The following is a 13740-nucleotide window of genomic DNA, read 5'->3' on the forward strand; positions in this document are numbered from 1 at the left end:
CCGGCGTCACGCCTGCCGCGCGTTCAGGTGGAGGAGCGGCCGGCCGCCTAAAGGGCAATCCCGCGTAAATTCTGAATTCTACGCGCCGCCTGGCGCGCGATGCACGCGCAGCTTGCGCCTGAACCTCAGCAAACGCCGTCATGATGGCTTTCGTTCCTTAGCCGTCGGATGAAAATCGCCGGGGAACAGGAAGGCATGCTGGGAGTTTAGTTCTTCGAGCCGCGCCGTGAACGGCGCGGCAGCGAAGGAGACGGCATATGGGCCTGGGTACCATTCTTATTATCATCCTGATCATCGCGTTGCTCGGCGGCTTCAGCGGCCTCGGCGGCGGCCCGTTCTACGGCACTGGTTACTATGGCGGCGGTGGCCTCGGGCTGGTGCTGATCATCGTGATCATTCTGGTTGTTCTCGGGCGAATATAGCGTCGCCATTGGCGGCCGCCGAGTTTCTACGGCGGCCGCGTTTTCGCCTGACATCGAGGTTTGAAGACATGGCAGCTGAAGACATTGCTGGTCCGGACTGGGCCGGCGTCGGCGCGAGCGAGAGCGAACGCGACGAGCTGGGATATCCTAATGGTGGCACTATCCGAAGGCGGCGGGCGTAAGCTGCAGACCCCGACACCCGCCTGGCGGCCGTGGCGTTCATCGAGGCGGATCGGACGCTTCGAGAAACCCAGGACGGCGACGAGGCGGGTCCGGCCTTTCTCGCTATTGTCGACAAGGGCAGCATCGGCCTGAAGGCCGCAATGGCAGGCACGCCTTACGCCTGAACGCGGTCAACCCGCCGTAACTCCGCCAGCAGAAACACCACCAGCACGCAGCACAGCAGGCCAAGCGACAATGGCAGTCCCTGATGTCCGGTCAGTTGCATCGCCAGCCCGGCCACGGGTGAGCCGACGATGCCGCCTACCCCCCATACGAACGCGAAGGCGGCATTGCCGGCGATCAAGGCTTGACCGGTGAAACGCTCGCCGAGCTGGATCAGCGACAGCGTGTAGATCCCGAACGAGACCCCGCCCCAGACGAAGAAGAGCGGCCAGACAAGCCATGTAGCGAAGAGCAACGGCAACAGCAAACAACCGGCCAGGCAAGCCAGGACACAGAACAGCATCATCGGCTTCGAGCCAAACCGTTCGGCGGCGCGCCCAAGCACGACCTGCAGCACGGCATTGCCGGCGATGAAACAGGTGATGAGCGAAGCGATGCGCTGCTCAGTGCTGCCGAGCGCGGCACCATAGACCGCGAACAGCGAAAGCAGGACTTGCTCGAAGGCGGCAGCCGTGAAGACTGCGAACAAGAGCAGCGGCGCCAGCGCGAAGAAGCCGCCGACCGACACCGCTTCGCCCTCACGCGGCATGTCGGGCAGGCGTGGCGCGACGGCAAGCACGATCAGGCCGCAGACAAGGAAGGCCGCGCTGCCGATGATGAAGGGTGGCCATCCTTGCGTGCCGACCAAGCCTAGCGACAGCGGGCCGAGGCCAAAGCCGGCGGAAACGATGGAGGAGTATAGGCCCATGATGCGGCCTCGGCGTGCGGCGGGTGTGATCGAGACCAGCCAGGTTTCACTGATCACGTAAAGCGGATTGGCAAAGAAGCCGAGCAGGAAGCGCAACGGCATCCAGGCCCATACATCCTGCGTCCAGGCAATCGCGATCAGGACGGTTGCTGCCAGGATCGAACACACAACCGCAAAGCGCGCCGCGCCCACCCGCCGGACCAGCGCCGGCGTGAAGAGCGACGATATAATGAAACCCAGAGGCGTCATCGCGGCCGAGAGGCCGATAAGGCCCGGTGTCGTCCCTTGCCGTTCCAGGATGAAGCTGAGCAGCGGATACGTCAGCCCCTGTGCTATGGCGAACACCGTAACTGTCGCGATGATGCCGGCCATCGCGGCCCATGCGATGTGGTTCTCCGGCGGTGACGTCGCGTCTTCGGCGCTCATGCCGGCTTCGAAGCAGGATCGGCACGTTCCGGCAAGTGCAAATGCCGGCAAAACGCCGCGGTACGCCCAAACAGGCGGGCGGGTCTTATCCGCGACATCAGCTCACACTTGCCAGAAGCGTTTGACGATTTCGGCCTCGACCTGGCGTCTGGTCAGACCGATATCGTCGATCAGGTGCGGATTGGTCTCCGCCATCTGCTTGAGGTCCCAGCGAAAGCGTATCCGCTCGCGCCAGGCCGCGATCATGCCCCGCGGGCCCGTCGGACGCCGGCCCGATGACACCGCCTTTTCCGGCAAGGCTGCACGAGCAGAAGCAAGGGTATCGTTCATGGCAACCTCCATTCGGTTTGAGGGGCGACAGCCCTCGGCTTGAAAGAGGTTGAATTCTGCCGCATGCGGACGGCGCCGTAATTAAGCGCGGCCAAATAGTTCTCAAAAGTTCCAAAGCAGTTAGAGCACCTCGCCGATTCATCGAAACGACGAGGTGCTCAACTCTTTGTTTTGACGCCATACGTCCGTGAAGCGCTCTGCGCTTTCCCGTGGGAAAACCGCCTTCACACCTTTCCTGGAATTGCTCTATAGATGCGCGTTATGCAGGGATCGCGCTTTGCCTTTGGTCCGTTCGTGCTCGATCCGGGTGCGGGAACGCTCCTTCGGGACCAAGTTCCCGTCGCCGCCGGCCACCGCGGACTGCAGCTGCTGGCGGCGCTCGTCGCCCGGCCCGGCGAGATCGTGGCCAAGGCCGAGTTGATGGATGCGGCATGGCCAGGCACCGCCGTTGAGGAAGGCAACCTCACCGTCCAGATTGCGCAATTGCGCAAGCTGCTGGGTCCGGCCACGAACGGCGGAGAATGGATATCGACCGTTCCGCGCGTCGGCTATCGCTTCGCCGGCGCCATCGAACAGCTCGGCGACGAGAAGCGACAGGCTTTGCCGCTGCCCGCCAAACCGTCGATAGCCGTGCTGCCCTTTGCCAATTTCAGCAACGACCCCGAGCAGGAAGCCTTTGCCGACGGGTTGAGCGAAGACCTGATCACCGACCTGTCGAGGATCGGCGGCCTGTTCGTCATCGCGCGCAACTCGACCTTTGCCTACAAGGGCAAGGCGGTGGATGTGCGCGAGGTCGCCAGGGAACTTGGCGTGCGCTATCTGTTGGAGGGCAGCGCCAGACGCGCCGCCGGGCGCGTGCGCATCAACGCCCAGCTGGTCGACGCGCTGAGCGGCGAGCACTTATGGGCAGACCGCTTCGATCGCGGCCTGGAAGATATCTTTGCCGTTCAGGACGAGGTGACGGCCAAGATCGTCGAGGCGCTGCTTGGCCGGCTGCGCGCGCCGCTGCCGCGCAATCGGCCCCGAAATCTCGAGGCCTACGATCTGTGCGTGCGGGCCCGCAACCTGATCGACGTCTCGCCGGAGACGGCGCGCGAAGCGCATCTGTTGCTGACGCGCGCGCTTGCGCTCGATCCGGACTATGCCGAAGCCTATCGCTGGCTTGCCATGAACCACTGGATGGGATGGGTGCATTGGGGAGAGCCCATTGAGCCTGCCCGCGGCCTTGCCCTGGAACTGGCGCGCAAGGCTGTGGCGATCGATCCCAACGATGCCGGCTGCCACTGGGTGCTTGCCAACCTGCTTGCCTATGAGCGCAGATTCGACGAAGCGGATGTGGGATTTGCCAAGGCGTTCGAACTCGACCCGAACGAGGCCGATGCCTGGGCGACATTGTCCGACATCGCGGTCCTGGCCGGGCGCGTCGAGGACGGCCTCGACTATATCGGCAAGGCGTTCCGGCTGAACCCGTTTCCGGCAAGCTGGTACTACCTGACGCTCGGCCAGGCGCAATATGCGGCGCGCGACTATGAAGCCGCCGTCGAGACGACGCGCCGGGACGAGACGTATCGGACAAGCTCGCGCCGTTTCCTTGCGGCAAGCCTTGCGCAACTCGGCCGGATCGATGAGGCGCGCGCCGAGGTCGACCTGTTCCTTGTCGCGAACCCACATTTCACCACCAGCCACTGGGTCGAGACGGAGCCGTTCCGCGACACGGCCACGCTCGACCATTTCGTCGATGGCTTCCGAAAGGCCGGCCTTCCGGAGTGACGGACCGGCGTGCTCGATCGAATGCCAGGCACCGTCGGTTGCGGCTCAATCTGTCAATGTTTGCAAGTCGCGAGGCCGCTCGACCGATCTTGCTTCCGCGTGCAGTCATCCAACAGCGATTGCAGCGAAGCGGCGCGCGAAACCTCTGTCACGGTGAAGCCGGCTGGAACGGCCACGATCGATCCGGCCACGGGTGAGCGCTGGGTGGCGGCTGGCGACTACCTGTTGCGCTCTCGTCTGCAATGCCGGCATCGCGGTCGCCGTGGGCAATGATCGGGCTTGCCTCCTTGAGCTTTCAGCGACGCGCTCCGACAACTCGCGATGATTTTTCTAGATGCCGGTGATTTTCTAGATGCCGTTTGTCGAAGCATGATCTTTTCCGAAAACCGTTTCCCACTTTTCTGGATCACGCTCTAGCGGCTGGCGTGATCGGGAAGTCCGCGCAATCTGATTGTCCGAGCGCCCTTTAGCTTTCCTTGTTTGAGGTCGGCGGCGGGAGTAATAGTCGCCACGGAATTGCGAGGAGGAAGAGATGACGCTGAACTTCGACCCGAAGGCGAAGGCCACGGCGCTTTACCATGGCGAATTCCGACCGATGTTCATTGGCGGCAAGTGGGTCGCGGCGCAGTCCGGCCACGGCATGCAGGCACTCAATCCGGCAACAGGCGAGGTGCTGGCGACAGTGCCGCGCGGCGGGGCTGCCGATATCGACTCGGCGGTGGCCGCCGCGCGCGCGGCCTTCGAAGGCCCATGGTCCAAATTCTCGCCCTACGAGCGGCAGTGCGTGCTGCTCAGGATCGCCGATCTCTTCGAGACGCATTGGGAAGAGCTCAGCGTTTCCGACACGCTCGATATGGGACTGCCGATCACGCGCACGCTCGCCAACCGGCGCCGCGTCATCGGCATGCTGCGCTTCTATGCCGGCATGGCGACGGCGCTGCATGGCGAGACGATCGACAATTCGATTCCCGGCGAGATCGTCACCTTCACCCGGCGCGAGCCGGTGGGCGTCGTTGGTGCGATCATTCCCTGGAACGCGCCGACCGCCGCCTCGATCTGGAAGATCGCGCCGGCGCTGGCGACAGGCTGCACCATCGTGCTGAAACCGTCCGAGGATGCGTCGCTGACGCCGCTGCTGATCGCGCAACTGATGCAGGAAGCCGGCGTGCCCGACGGCGTCGTCAACGTCGTCACCGGCACCGGGGCCGAAGCCGGTGCGCGGCTCGCCGAACATCCAGACGTCAACAAGATCGTTTTCACCGGATCGACGCTGACCGGCCAGGCCATCGCGCGGGCAGCCGTGGCTAACCTCAAGCGCGTTTCGCTGGAGCTCGGCGGCAAGTCGCCGATCATCGTCTGCCGCGACGCCGACATCGACAAGGCTGTTCCGATCGCGGCGATGGCGGTGTTCGTGCATTCGGGCCAGATCTGCATTGCCGGCTCGCGGCTGTTCGTGGCGCGCGAAATCCATGACGAGTTCGTCCGCCGGCTCGCCGATTTCGCCGGCAGACTGCGGATCGGCCATGGCATCGAGGCAGAGACGGAAATCGGACCGCTCATCAATGCCAGGCAGGCAGGCAAGGTGGAGGGCTATATCAGGGCCGGCAGCGACGAAGGCGCCGAACTGGTCGCCGGTGGCTCGCGGCTGACCGGCGAGCTCTACGATGGCGGCAACTTCATTGCGCCGACGGTCTTCGGCGCCGTGTCGGACCAGATGACCATCGCGCGCGAGGAGATTTTCGGCCCGGTGATTTCGGCGATGCCCTTCGACACGCTCGACGAAGCGGTGGCGCGCGCCAATGCGACGCCCTATGGCCTGGCCGCCGGCATCTTCACCACGCATCTGGGCACCGCCCACAAGCTTGCGCGCCGGGTCAAGGCCGGCTCGGTCTGGGTCAACATGTACCATGCCATCGACCCGGCGGTGCCGTTCGGCGGCATGAAGATGTCGGGTTATGGCCGCGAGGGCGGCATCGAGCATCTGCACGAGTATCTGGAGACCAAGTCGGTCTGGATCCAGACCGACTGATATTCGCGCGGCGTTCTATGCGAAATCACGATGAAACCAAAACGGCCAGGACGGCCGCGCAGTCACCGGCTTTGACCAGGCCGGGGAAATGCCGCGCAGCCAGCATGCCGGACATTTTTGCCTTGATCTCCTGCGGGGCGATGCCAGTGCGGCCGGTGGAATGGATGCGCGCCAGCACCGCGCCTTCTTTCACAGGCTCGCCGAGATCGACCATGGTCTCGATCATGCCGTCGTCCTCGGCGAAGGAGAAACAATCGCCTGACGGCATGTCGAGCCACTGAGTTCTGCCCTTCTCGACCGCACCATCAAGGATACCGGCATGGCGCAGCACATTGTTGATGCCGCGCCGCGCGATCCGCACGGTCTGGGCACGCGAGGTGCCGCCGCCGCCAAGCTCGGTGCTGACGAAGACCTTGCCCAATTCCTCGGCCGCCGTGTCATACATGCCGACGGAGTCAATCTCGATCATGCGCATCGAGAACGGGGCCGAGAACGCGGCGACCGCGTCGAAGGCTTTCTGCTCCAGCGCCTTGTCGGGCACCGTGTGGGCGGCACAGAAGGGCACGAAATCCAGCGTCCTGCCGCCGGAGTGGAAATCGAAGACGAGGTCGGCGCGCGGCAGCAGTTCGCGTTGAAAGTAGTCGGCGATCTTCTCGGTCACCGTGCCGTCGGGACGGCCGGGAAAGCAGCGGTTCATGTTGCCCTTGTCGATCGGCGACGTCCGGGTGCCGGCGCGAAAGGCCGGATAGTTCATCGCCGGCACGATGATCACCGTGCCGCTGACCTGTTTGGGATCGAGCGTGCGGGCGAGATCGTAGAGCGCCAGCGGCCCCTCATACTCGTCGCCATGGTTGCCGCCGGTGAGCAGCGCGGCCGGCCCCTTGCCGTTGCGGATGACGCAGATCGGGATCATCACCGAACCCCAGGCCGAGTCGTCGCGGCTGTAGGGCAGGCGCAGGAAACCATGTTGCACGCCGTCCTTGTCGAAATCGACGGTCGGGGCGATCGGGGAAGGGCGGAGGCTAGGCATCGGGCTCAATTCTTCACCACCAGTTTGCGCGGTACATTGGCGAGGCACTCTACACCGGTTTCGGTGATCAGGATGGATTCGGTGATTTCCAGTCCCATGGTCTCCAGCCAGAGACCGGTCATGAAATGGAAGGTCATGCCAGGCTTGAGTTCGGTGCGGTCGCCGGGGCGCAGGCTCATGGTGCGTTCGCCCCAATCCGGCGGATACGAGAGACCGATGGAATAGCCGGTGCGGTTGTCCTTGACGATGCCATATTTCTTCAACACGGCGAAAAAGGCGTTGGCGATGTCCTCACAGGCATTGCCGGGCTTTGCCGCCGCCAGCCCCGCCTCCATGCCTTCCAGTGTCGCCTTCTCGGCATCGAGGAATTCCTGTGTCGGCTTGCCGAGAAAGACGGTGCGCGACAGCGGGCAATGGTAGCGGTTGTAGCAGCCGGCGATCTCGAAGAAGGTGCCCTCGCCCGACTTCATCGGCTGGTCGTCCCAGGTGAGATGCGGCGCCGAGGCGTCGGCGCCCGACGGCAGCAGCGGCACGATCGCCGGATAGTCGCCGCCGACGCCATCGACACCGCGCGTGCCGGCATCGTAGATCTCGGCGACCAGATCGCATTTGCGCATGCCTACTTCGATCTTGTCGACGATGCGCTGGTGCATGGCTTCGACGATCCGAGCCGCCTTGCGCATATAGTCGATTTCAGTCGGGCTCTTCACCGCGCGCTGCCAATTGACCAGCGCTGTCGCGTCGACGAAGCGGGCGTTGGGCAGGTGCTTCTGCAACGCGGCGAAGGCGGCAGCCGAGAACCAGTAATTGTCCATCTCGACGCCGACGGTCAGCTTGCCCCAGCCGCGATCACTAAGCACGCTTGCCAAAAAATCCATCGGGTGGCGCTCGGTCGACTGCACGTAGTGGTCGGCATAGCCGACGATGTTGTCATGCGCGAGATAGGCGGTGCGCTTGGCGCCATTGGCATCCTGGCCGCGACCGTACCAGACCGGCTCGCCCGATGGTGGCACGATCACCGCCTGATGCACATAGAACGACCAGCCATCATAGCCGGTCAGCCAGGCCATGTTGGATGGGTCGCTGATAACAAGCAGATCGACGCCTTTCCCCTCCATGGCTTTTCGCGTCTTGGCGAGGCGATCCGCAAATTCGCCACGCGAGAATTTCAGGTTCGGCTGCATTGTTCTTGGTCCTCGTTTGTTGGGCCTTGCGGCCAGCATCAGCTTTCAAAAATGGTTCCGGCATTGGCCGCCCGCGCCCGGTCGCGAGCGAGCGTGGCGATCGCCGTATCCTGCACGCCGGTGCCGGTGAGGTCGGCAATGGTGATATCGCTGGGTGAGCGCCTTCCGTGCCGTTCGCCGGCGATGATCTGGCCGAGTTCGGTGACATCGGCATCGGCTCCCATCACGCCCGATGCGATGGCGTGATGCAGTTCTCCCAGACGCCGTGTCTGCTTGGCGCTGTCGGCGACATAGAGATCGGCCATGCGCAGGATCGCCGGCGCGATCTCGTTCTTGTGTTCGGCATCCGAGCCCATGGCGGTGATGTGCTGCCCGGCAACGACAAAGCCGGCCTTGATCAGCGGCTCGGTCGACGGCGTGGTGGTGACGATGATGTCGGCGCCGATGGTTGCTTTGGCTGCATCCGGCTCGGCGCGCACGAGGACGCCAAGTTTTTCGCGCAGCGCGCCTGCGGCCGCCTCCGCCTTGACGGCATCGCGCGCCCAGATACGTGCCTCGGCGATCGGCCGCACCAACATGAGCGCTTCGAGTTGCAGCCCGGCTTGCACGCCGGCGCCGAAGATTGCGGCGACGGACGAATCCGGCCGCGACAGATGCTTCGCCGCGACGGCGCCGGCAGCAGCGGTGCGGACATCTGTGAGATAGCCATTGTCCAGCAGCAGCGCCTCGACCACACCGGTTCTTGCCGAGAGCAACACCATCATGCCGCCCCCGCTGGGCAGACCGAGCTTCGGATTGTCGAAGAAGCCGGAGCTTATCTTAACGGCGAAACCGTCTATTCCAGGCACATAGGCCGACTTCACATCGACCTCGCCGCGCTGCTCGTGAATGTCCAACCGCAGAATCGGCGGCATCGCCACCGGCAATGTGGCGAGCGCGCGGAAAGCGTCTTCGACACAGGCGACAGCGTCGAGATCGAGCGTCACGATTGTGCGCAGTTCCTTCTCGGTGAGGATGGTCATCGGACTCATGTGTCGCGCTCCGTACTAGCGCGCACCACGAAGGATAGTGTTCCGTCACACCCCCCTCTGGCCTGCCGGCCATCTCCCCCGCAAGGGGGGAGATTGGACTGCACTCCTGCCTTCGCCAATCTCCAGCGCAGCAAGAACAGCGACCGCATCGAAGCTGCCGATCTCCCCCCTTGCGGGGGAGATGTGCGGCAGGACAGAGGGGGGTGGGCGGGAATTCGGCGTGGGAGAGTTTTCATGCCGCGCGCTCCGCGATTGCGTCACCGCAGACGATCTTGCGATGCGTGTTCATGTCGATATTGCGGCCCGAGAGAAGAACGACCACCGGCCCGGTCGCCTTGACCTTGCCGGCGAGTAGCGCAGCGATGCCGACCGCACCGGCGCCTTCGACGATCTCGCGCTCTTGTTCATAGGCATGTCGGATGCCGGCGGCGATCTCGTCCTCGGTGAGCAGGATCACGTCGTCGAGCAGATCGCGGCACATGGCGAAGGTCAGCCGGTTGTCGAGACCGATGCCGCCGCCGAGCGAATCCGCCAGTGTCGGCAGTTCTTCAACCTCGACCGGCCGGCCGGCGTCGAGGCTGGCCTTCATCGCAGCGCCACGTTCCATCGAAACGCCGATCACTTTTGTCCTGGGGCTAGTGCCTTTGATAGCTGCGGCGATGCCCGAGGCCAAGCCGCCACCGGAAAGCTGGACGAGGACGAGAGCGGCATCCGGGACCTGCTCGATCATCTCCAGTCCAAGCGTGCCCTGCCCAGCGATGATGGCCGGGTGGTCGAAGGGCGGCAGCATCACCAGTCCCTCCTGCGCCACCAGCCGTTCGACCTCCTGCTGCGCCTCGTCCTGACTGTTGCCGATGATGCGGACATCCGCGCCAAGCCGACGGATTTCGTCGAGCTTGTTGCCCGGCACCAGTCGCGACATGCAGATCACCGCACGCATGCCTTCGAGCTTCGCGGCATGGGCCAGCGCACGGCCATGATTGCCGGTCGACGCCGCGACCACGCCGCGCGCCTTCTCCTCGGCGCTCAGCGAAGTAACGGCATTCGAGGCGCCGCGCAGCTTGAAGCTGCCGGTGGTCTGGCGGTGTTCAAGCTTGAGGTGGACGGGGATGCCCAGTCGTTCGGAAAGGCTGTGAGATAACCCTGTCGGCGTGCGTTCGATTTTGCCGGCAATTCGCTCCCGGGCGGCACGAATATCGTTAAGGGTGACTGTCGTCATGATCGTCAATCGCGCGGCAAAGGCAGCGTCATCAGACGGCCAAATTCGGGATGCGACGTCCCGTCGCCACACAACCGCAAACAATTCCAGGCGCTGGCCTGATTGCTGGTGACGACCGGGCGGTCGATCGCCTGTTCCATGCCGGGAACCGCGAGCGCTCCGCGCAATGCGGTGCAGGACACGAACAGTGCATCGGCCTGCGCATGCGTCGCCTCGCGTGCGAGATCGACGATCGCTGCCGGCGCAATGCGCGCCATCTCGCGATCATCCTCGAAGCCGAGGCAGGTGAAGCTGACGATCTCAAAGCCGCGCTCGCCGAAATACGTCGCCATCGGCCTGGAGGTTTCGACGGTGTAAGGGGTGAGGATGCTGATCTTTTTCGCGCCCAGCGCCTGCAGCCCGCGCACGCCGGCCATCGGCGGCGTGACGACGGGAACACCCGGCTTGGCAGACTGGATCGCGGCCTCGATTTCAGCGTCGCCAATCACCACCGAGGCCGAGGTGCAGGAGTAGCAGATCGCGTCGAGCGGCTCGTCTGGCAGGATCAGCGCGGCGCCCGCCGCCAGCTCCGGCTGCATCTTGCGAAGGTTTTCCGGCGTCGTCGGATTCTTGTAGGGAATGCGCGCGACATAGACGCCGACCCGCTCGCTCGCCACCATGCGGCGGAAATCCGGTTCGCTGGTGTGGTCGGTGGCAAGGATGATCAGGCCGACGCGCTTTTCCAGCGGGCGCGCATCGAGCGCCGGCCTTGTCGGCATCAGCCTGATTTCGGGCAGCGGTTTCATCTTGAGAATTACCTTTCGATCTTGCCGTAGCGATGTTCCAGCCAGCGCAGCAGCACGACCGAGAAGAGGCTGATGACGAGGAAGAAAGCGCCGACCAGCGTGATCGGCTCAATGTAGCGGTAGTAGGTGTTGGCGACGCTCTTGGCCTGGTTCATCAGCTCCAGCACGGTGATCGCCGATAGGAGCGGCGTCTCCTTGAACATGGCGATGAAATAGTTGGCCAAAGCCGGGATCATCGGTGGGATCGCTTGCGGAATGATGATGTTGGTCCAGGTCTGCGTGGCGCTCAGATTGCAGGCCTTGGCCGCCTCCCACTGGCCGCGCGGCACGTTGTCGATGCCGGCGCGATAAACTTCCGCCGTGTAGGTGCCGTAGTGCAGGCCGAGCCCGATGACGCCGGCGACCAAGGGCGGCAAAAGGATGCCGAAATCCGGCAGGACATAGAAGATGAAATAAAGTTGCACCAGAAGTGGCGTGCCGCGGATGAATTCGGCCGCCCAGCCGATGCTGCGTGACAGGACCTTGTTGGGCGAGCGTCGCGCCAGCGCGATGCCCAGACCCACAATCGCGGCCAGCACCGAGCCGAGCAGCGTCGCCAGGATGGTGATCTTCACGCCCTGGATCAGCGTTGGCAGGATTTCCCAAACGAAGTTCCAATCCCAATCCATCAGACGCGCACCCCGTCGAGGCCGCGCGCCATGCGGCGTTCCAGAGAACGCACGCCCCAGGAGATGATCAGCGCCAGGGCGAAATAGATGATCAGGATGGTGGTGAACGGCGCCAGCGTGTTGCCGGTCTGCGAGCGCACGACCTGCGCCTGAAAGGTGAGATCGGCGAGCGAGATCAGCGACACCACGGAGGTCGCCTTGAGCAGTTCGATGGCATTGTTGCCGAAGGTCGGCAGCATGACCAGTAGCGCCTGCGGCAGGATGACGTGGCGCATGCCTTGCCAGCGGCCGAGGTTGAGCGCGATGCAGGTTTCATATTGTTCGCGGCCGACCGACTGGATGGCGCCGCGTACCACCTCGGCCGCATAGGCGCCGACATTGAGGCCCAGCGCCAGCACGCCCGCCTGCAGCGGGGTCAGTTCGAGGCCGATCAACGGCAACACGAAATAGGCAAAAAACAGCTGCACGAAGATCGAGGTGCCGCGGAAGAATTCTATATAGGCGGTGGCCAGCCAGCGCAGCGCAAAGAAGCGCGACACGCGGCCCATGCCGGCGAGGAAGGCCATGATCAGGGCGAGCACCGACCCCATCAGCGTCAGCTCGATGGTGACAAGCGCTCCCTGCAATATGAGGCCGAGGTAGCCGGACCACTGGGTCATTCGGGTTCCAACGTTGGCGGTTAGCTTCCTTCTCCCCGTTCACGGAGAGAAGATGCCAGTCCACCCTCCGAAGCTGCAGCGCAGCTGCTGCGGAGGACGGGCAGGCAGATGAGGGGCAGCGCTAAATTCTCAGAACCTGGCGCCGCCCCTCATCCGGCCTTTCGGGCCACCTTCTCCCCGTGAACAGGGAGAAGGCAAAAACGGCGCTATTTCGCCGCGCAGAGCTTGTCCCGCGTGGTCGACATCGCGGCTGCGGCCGAGAAGCCGTAGGGCTCGATGATCTTGGCGAACTCGCCGGATTTCTTCAGCTTGGCGAGCTCGACATCGAAGGCATCGCGCAGGGCCTCATCGCCTTTCTTGAAGGCGGCGCCGTCGCAATAGACCGGCGCGCCGACCACCGGGGCGATGACTTCGAGGTTCGGATCGTTGGCTTTCTTGACGAGGTCGTTGATCGACAGGACGGGAAGCGAATAGGCATCGATGCGACCGTCCTGCAGCATCTTCAGGCCGCTCTGGCCGTCCGGCACGACGATGACGCGCTCGCGCGGCACGCCGGCGTTGAGCGCCAGCTTCTCCTCGGTGCCGCCGCCCGGCGCGCCGATGGTGGCCGACGTGTCCTTGGCGACGTCCTCGTAGCTCTTGAAGCCCTTCGGATTGCCCTTCTTCACCAACATCGCCTCGGCGTCGCACAGCACCGGCTCGGAATAGACGACCGCCGCGCAACGCTCCGGCTTCATGAACAGGCCGGCGGTGACGACGTCGAAGCGGCCGGCCTGCAGGCCGGGGATCATCGCGCCATACTCCGAAATGGAAGCGACGATGTCGGCAACACCGAGGCGCTTGAAGACCTCGCGCGCCACGTCGGGCGCCGCACCCGAAACCTTGCCGTCGGCAGCGACCGCAGTATAGGGCGGCTCGTTGGCGATGGCGACGCGGGCAAAGCCCTGTGCCTTCAATTGCTCGAGCTTGCTGTCATCGGCCGAACCGGTGCTCGACGCGGCGAGCACCGCCGTCAGTGCGAGACCGGCGACGCCGGCCAGAATGCCAAGTTTCTTCATTGTTCCCAACTCCTTGTTGTCTTCTTGGTTTTGTCT

At 64.0% G+C, this 13740-nt stretch carries 14 protein-coding genes; 4 read left to right on the top strand and 10 right to left on the bottom strand.

Going from position 1 to position 13740, the window contains the following annotated elements:
• Nucleotides 1-257: 257 nt before the first annotated feature.
• Nucleotides 258-422, top strand: coding sequence for a DUF3309 family protein (locus NKI46_RS17765; RefSeq protein WP_023667887.1), 165 nt, complete (start codon nucleotides 258-260; stop codon nucleotides 420-422).
• A gap of 212 nt (nucleotides 423-634) precedes the next feature.
• Nucleotides 635-769, top strand: a complete 135-nt coding sequence (locus NKI46_RS17770) for a hypothetical protein (protein WP_023682661.1) — start codon at nucleotides 635-637, stop codon at nucleotides 767-769.
• Here NKI46_RS17770 and NKI46_RS17775 read toward each other — a convergent pair.
• The gene (locus NKI46_RS17775; RefSeq protein WP_023704772.1) at nucleotides 760-1941 is read right to left on the bottom strand and encodes an MFS transporter; all 1182 of its coding nucleotides are present in this window, start codon (nucleotides 1939-1941) and stop codon (nucleotides 760-762) included. The two genes, NKI46_RS17770 and NKI46_RS17775, sit on opposite strands and share 10 nt — an antisense overlap.
• Nucleotides 1942-2043: 102 nt before the next feature.
• Nucleotides 2044-2271: a DUF1127 domain-containing protein gene (locus NKI46_RS17780; protein ID WP_023729208.1), complete on the bottom strand. Its 228-nt coding sequence runs from the start codon at nucleotides 2269-2271 to the stop codon at nucleotides 2044-2046.
• Nucleotides 2272-2523: 252 nt separating this feature from the next.
• Between NKI46_RS17780 and NKI46_RS17785 the strand changes: the two genes are divergently transcribed.
• Together NKI46_RS17785 and NKI46_RS17790 are read left to right on the top strand one after the other, a co-directional pair.
• Nucleotides 2524-4041: a winged helix-turn-helix domain-containing tetratricopeptide repeat protein gene (locus NKI46_RS17785; RefSeq protein ID WP_031245143.1), complete on the top strand. Its 1518-nt coding sequence runs from the start codon at nucleotides 2524-2526 to the stop codon at nucleotides 4039-4041.
• A gap of 532 nt (nucleotides 4042-4573) precedes the next feature.
• Nucleotides 4574-6070, top strand: coding sequence for an aldehyde dehydrogenase family protein (locus NKI46_RS17790; protein ID WP_352514639.1), 1497 nt, complete (start codon nucleotides 4574-4576; stop codon nucleotides 6068-6070).
• A 25-nt stretch (nucleotides 6071-6095) separates the two neighbouring features.
• On the opposite strand, the gene doeB is transcribed toward NKI46_RS17790, so the two are convergent.
• The 8 genes from doeB to ehuB form a co-directional block, all read right to left on the bottom strand.
• The gene (gene doeB, locus NKI46_RS17795) at nucleotides 6096-7100 is read right to left on the bottom strand and encodes a N(2)-acetyl-L-2,4-diaminobutanoate deacetylase DoeB (protein ID WP_023738381.1); all 1005 of its coding nucleotides are present in this window, start codon (nucleotides 7098-7100) and stop codon (nucleotides 6096-6098) included.
• A 5-nt stretch (nucleotides 7101-7105) separates the two neighbouring features.
• Nucleotides 7106-8284, bottom strand: a complete 1179-nt coding sequence (gene doeA, locus NKI46_RS17800; RefSeq protein ID WP_023738380.1) for an ectoine hydrolase DoeA — start codon at nucleotides 8282-8284, stop codon at nucleotides 7106-7108.
• 38 nt (nucleotides 8285-8322) lie between these two features.
• Nucleotides 8323-9315, bottom strand: coding sequence for a cyclodeaminase (locus NKI46_RS17805; RefSeq protein WP_352460160.1), 993 nt, complete (start codon nucleotides 9313-9315; stop codon nucleotides 8323-8325).
• A 232-nt stretch (nucleotides 9316-9547) separates the two neighbouring features.
• Entirely contained in the window at nucleotides 9548-10534 is a 987-nt protein-coding gene (gene eutB / locus NKI46_RS17810) for a hydroxyectoine utilization dehydratase EutB (protein WP_352460161.1), read from the bottom strand.
• A gap of 5 nt (nucleotides 10535-10539) precedes the next feature.
• Entirely contained in the window at nucleotides 10540-11319 is a 780-nt protein-coding gene (gene eutA, locus NKI46_RS17815) for an ectoine utilization protein EutA (protein WP_023686971.1), read from the bottom strand.
• Between the two features lie 8 nt (nucleotides 11320-11327).
• A complete protein-coding gene (gene ehuD, locus NKI46_RS17820; protein WP_023729203.1) occupies nucleotides 11328-11987 on the bottom strand; it encodes an ectoine/hydroxyectoine ABC transporter permease subunit EhuD in 660 nt (219 codons plus the stop codon).
• On the bottom strand, nucleotides 11987-12646 hold the full coding sequence (gene ehuC / locus NKI46_RS17825) for an ectoine/hydroxyectoine ABC transporter permease subunit EhuC (RefSeq protein WP_023738378.1): 660 nt from the start codon (nucleotides 12644-12646) through the stop codon (nucleotides 11987-11989). The genes ehuD and ehuC overlap by 1 nt, the downstream gene beginning before the upstream one ends.
• 206 nt (nucleotides 12647-12852) lie before the next feature.
• Nucleotides 12853-13704 (bottom strand): ectoine/hydroxyectoine ABC transporter substrate-binding protein EhuB, encoded by an 852-nt coding sequence (gene ehuB, locus NKI46_RS17830; RefSeq protein ID WP_023682674.1) that lies wholly within the window; start codon nucleotides 13702-13704, stop codon nucleotides 12853-12855.
• Between the last annotated feature and the right edge of the window lie 36 nt (nucleotides 13705-13740).

Source organism: Mesorhizobium sp. M0615, assembly GCF_040320805.1.
Taxonomy (GTDB): domain Bacteria; phylum Pseudomonadota; class Alphaproteobacteria; order Rhizobiales; family Rhizobiaceae; genus Mesorhizobium.

Excerpts from the sequence above, each read along its gene's own strand:
- ehuB (WP_023682674.1), bottom strand. The coding sequence starts at position 13,704 with ATGAAGAAACTTGGCATTCTGGCCGGCGTCGCCGGTCTCGCACTGACG.
- ehuD (WP_023729203.1), bottom strand. The coding sequence starts at position 11,987 with ATGGATTGGGATTGGAACTTCGTTTGGGAAATCCTGCCAACGCTGATC.
- eutB (WP_352460161.1), bottom strand. The coding sequence starts at position 10,534 with ATGACGACAGTCACCCTTAACGATATTCGTGCCGCCCGGGAGCGAATT.
- doeB (WP_023738381.1), bottom strand. The coding sequence starts at position 7,100 with ATGCCTAGCCTCCGCCCTTCCCCGATCGCCCCGACCGTCGATTTCGAC.
- NKI46_RS17780 (WP_023729208.1), bottom strand. The coding sequence starts at position 2,271 with ATGAACGATACCCTTGCTTCTGCTCGTGCAGCCTTGCCGGAAAAGGCG.
- NKI46_RS17775 (WP_023704772.1), bottom strand. The coding sequence starts at position 1,941 with ATGAGCGCCGAAGACGCGACGTCACCGCCGGAGAACCACATCGCATGG.
- doeA (WP_023738380.1), bottom strand. The coding sequence starts at position 8,284 with ATGCAGCCGAACCTGAAATTCTCGCGTGGCGAATTTGCGGATCGCCTC.
- NKI46_RS17805 (WP_352460160.1), bottom strand. The coding sequence starts at position 9,315 with ATGAGTCCGATGACCATCCTCACCGAGAAGGAACTGCGCACAATCGTG.
- NKI46_RS17765 (WP_023667887.1), top strand. The coding sequence starts at position 258 with ATGGGCCTGGGTACCATTCTTATTATCATCCTGATCATCGCGTTGCTC.
- ehuC (WP_023738378.1), bottom strand. The coding sequence starts at position 12,646 with ATGACCCAGTGGTCCGGCTACCTCGGCCTCATATTGCAGGGAGCGCTT.
- NKI46_RS17785 (WP_031245143.1), top strand. The coding sequence starts at position 2,524 with ATGCGCGTTATGCAGGGATCGCGCTTTGCCTTTGGTCCGTTCGTGCTC.
- NKI46_RS17790 (WP_352514639.1), top strand. The coding sequence starts at position 4,574 with ATGACGCTGAACTTCGACCCGAAGGCGAAGGCCACGGCGCTTTACCAT.
- eutA (WP_023686971.1), bottom strand. The coding sequence starts at position 11,319 with ATGAAACCGCTGCCCGAAATCAGGCTGATGCCGACAAGGCCGGCGCTC.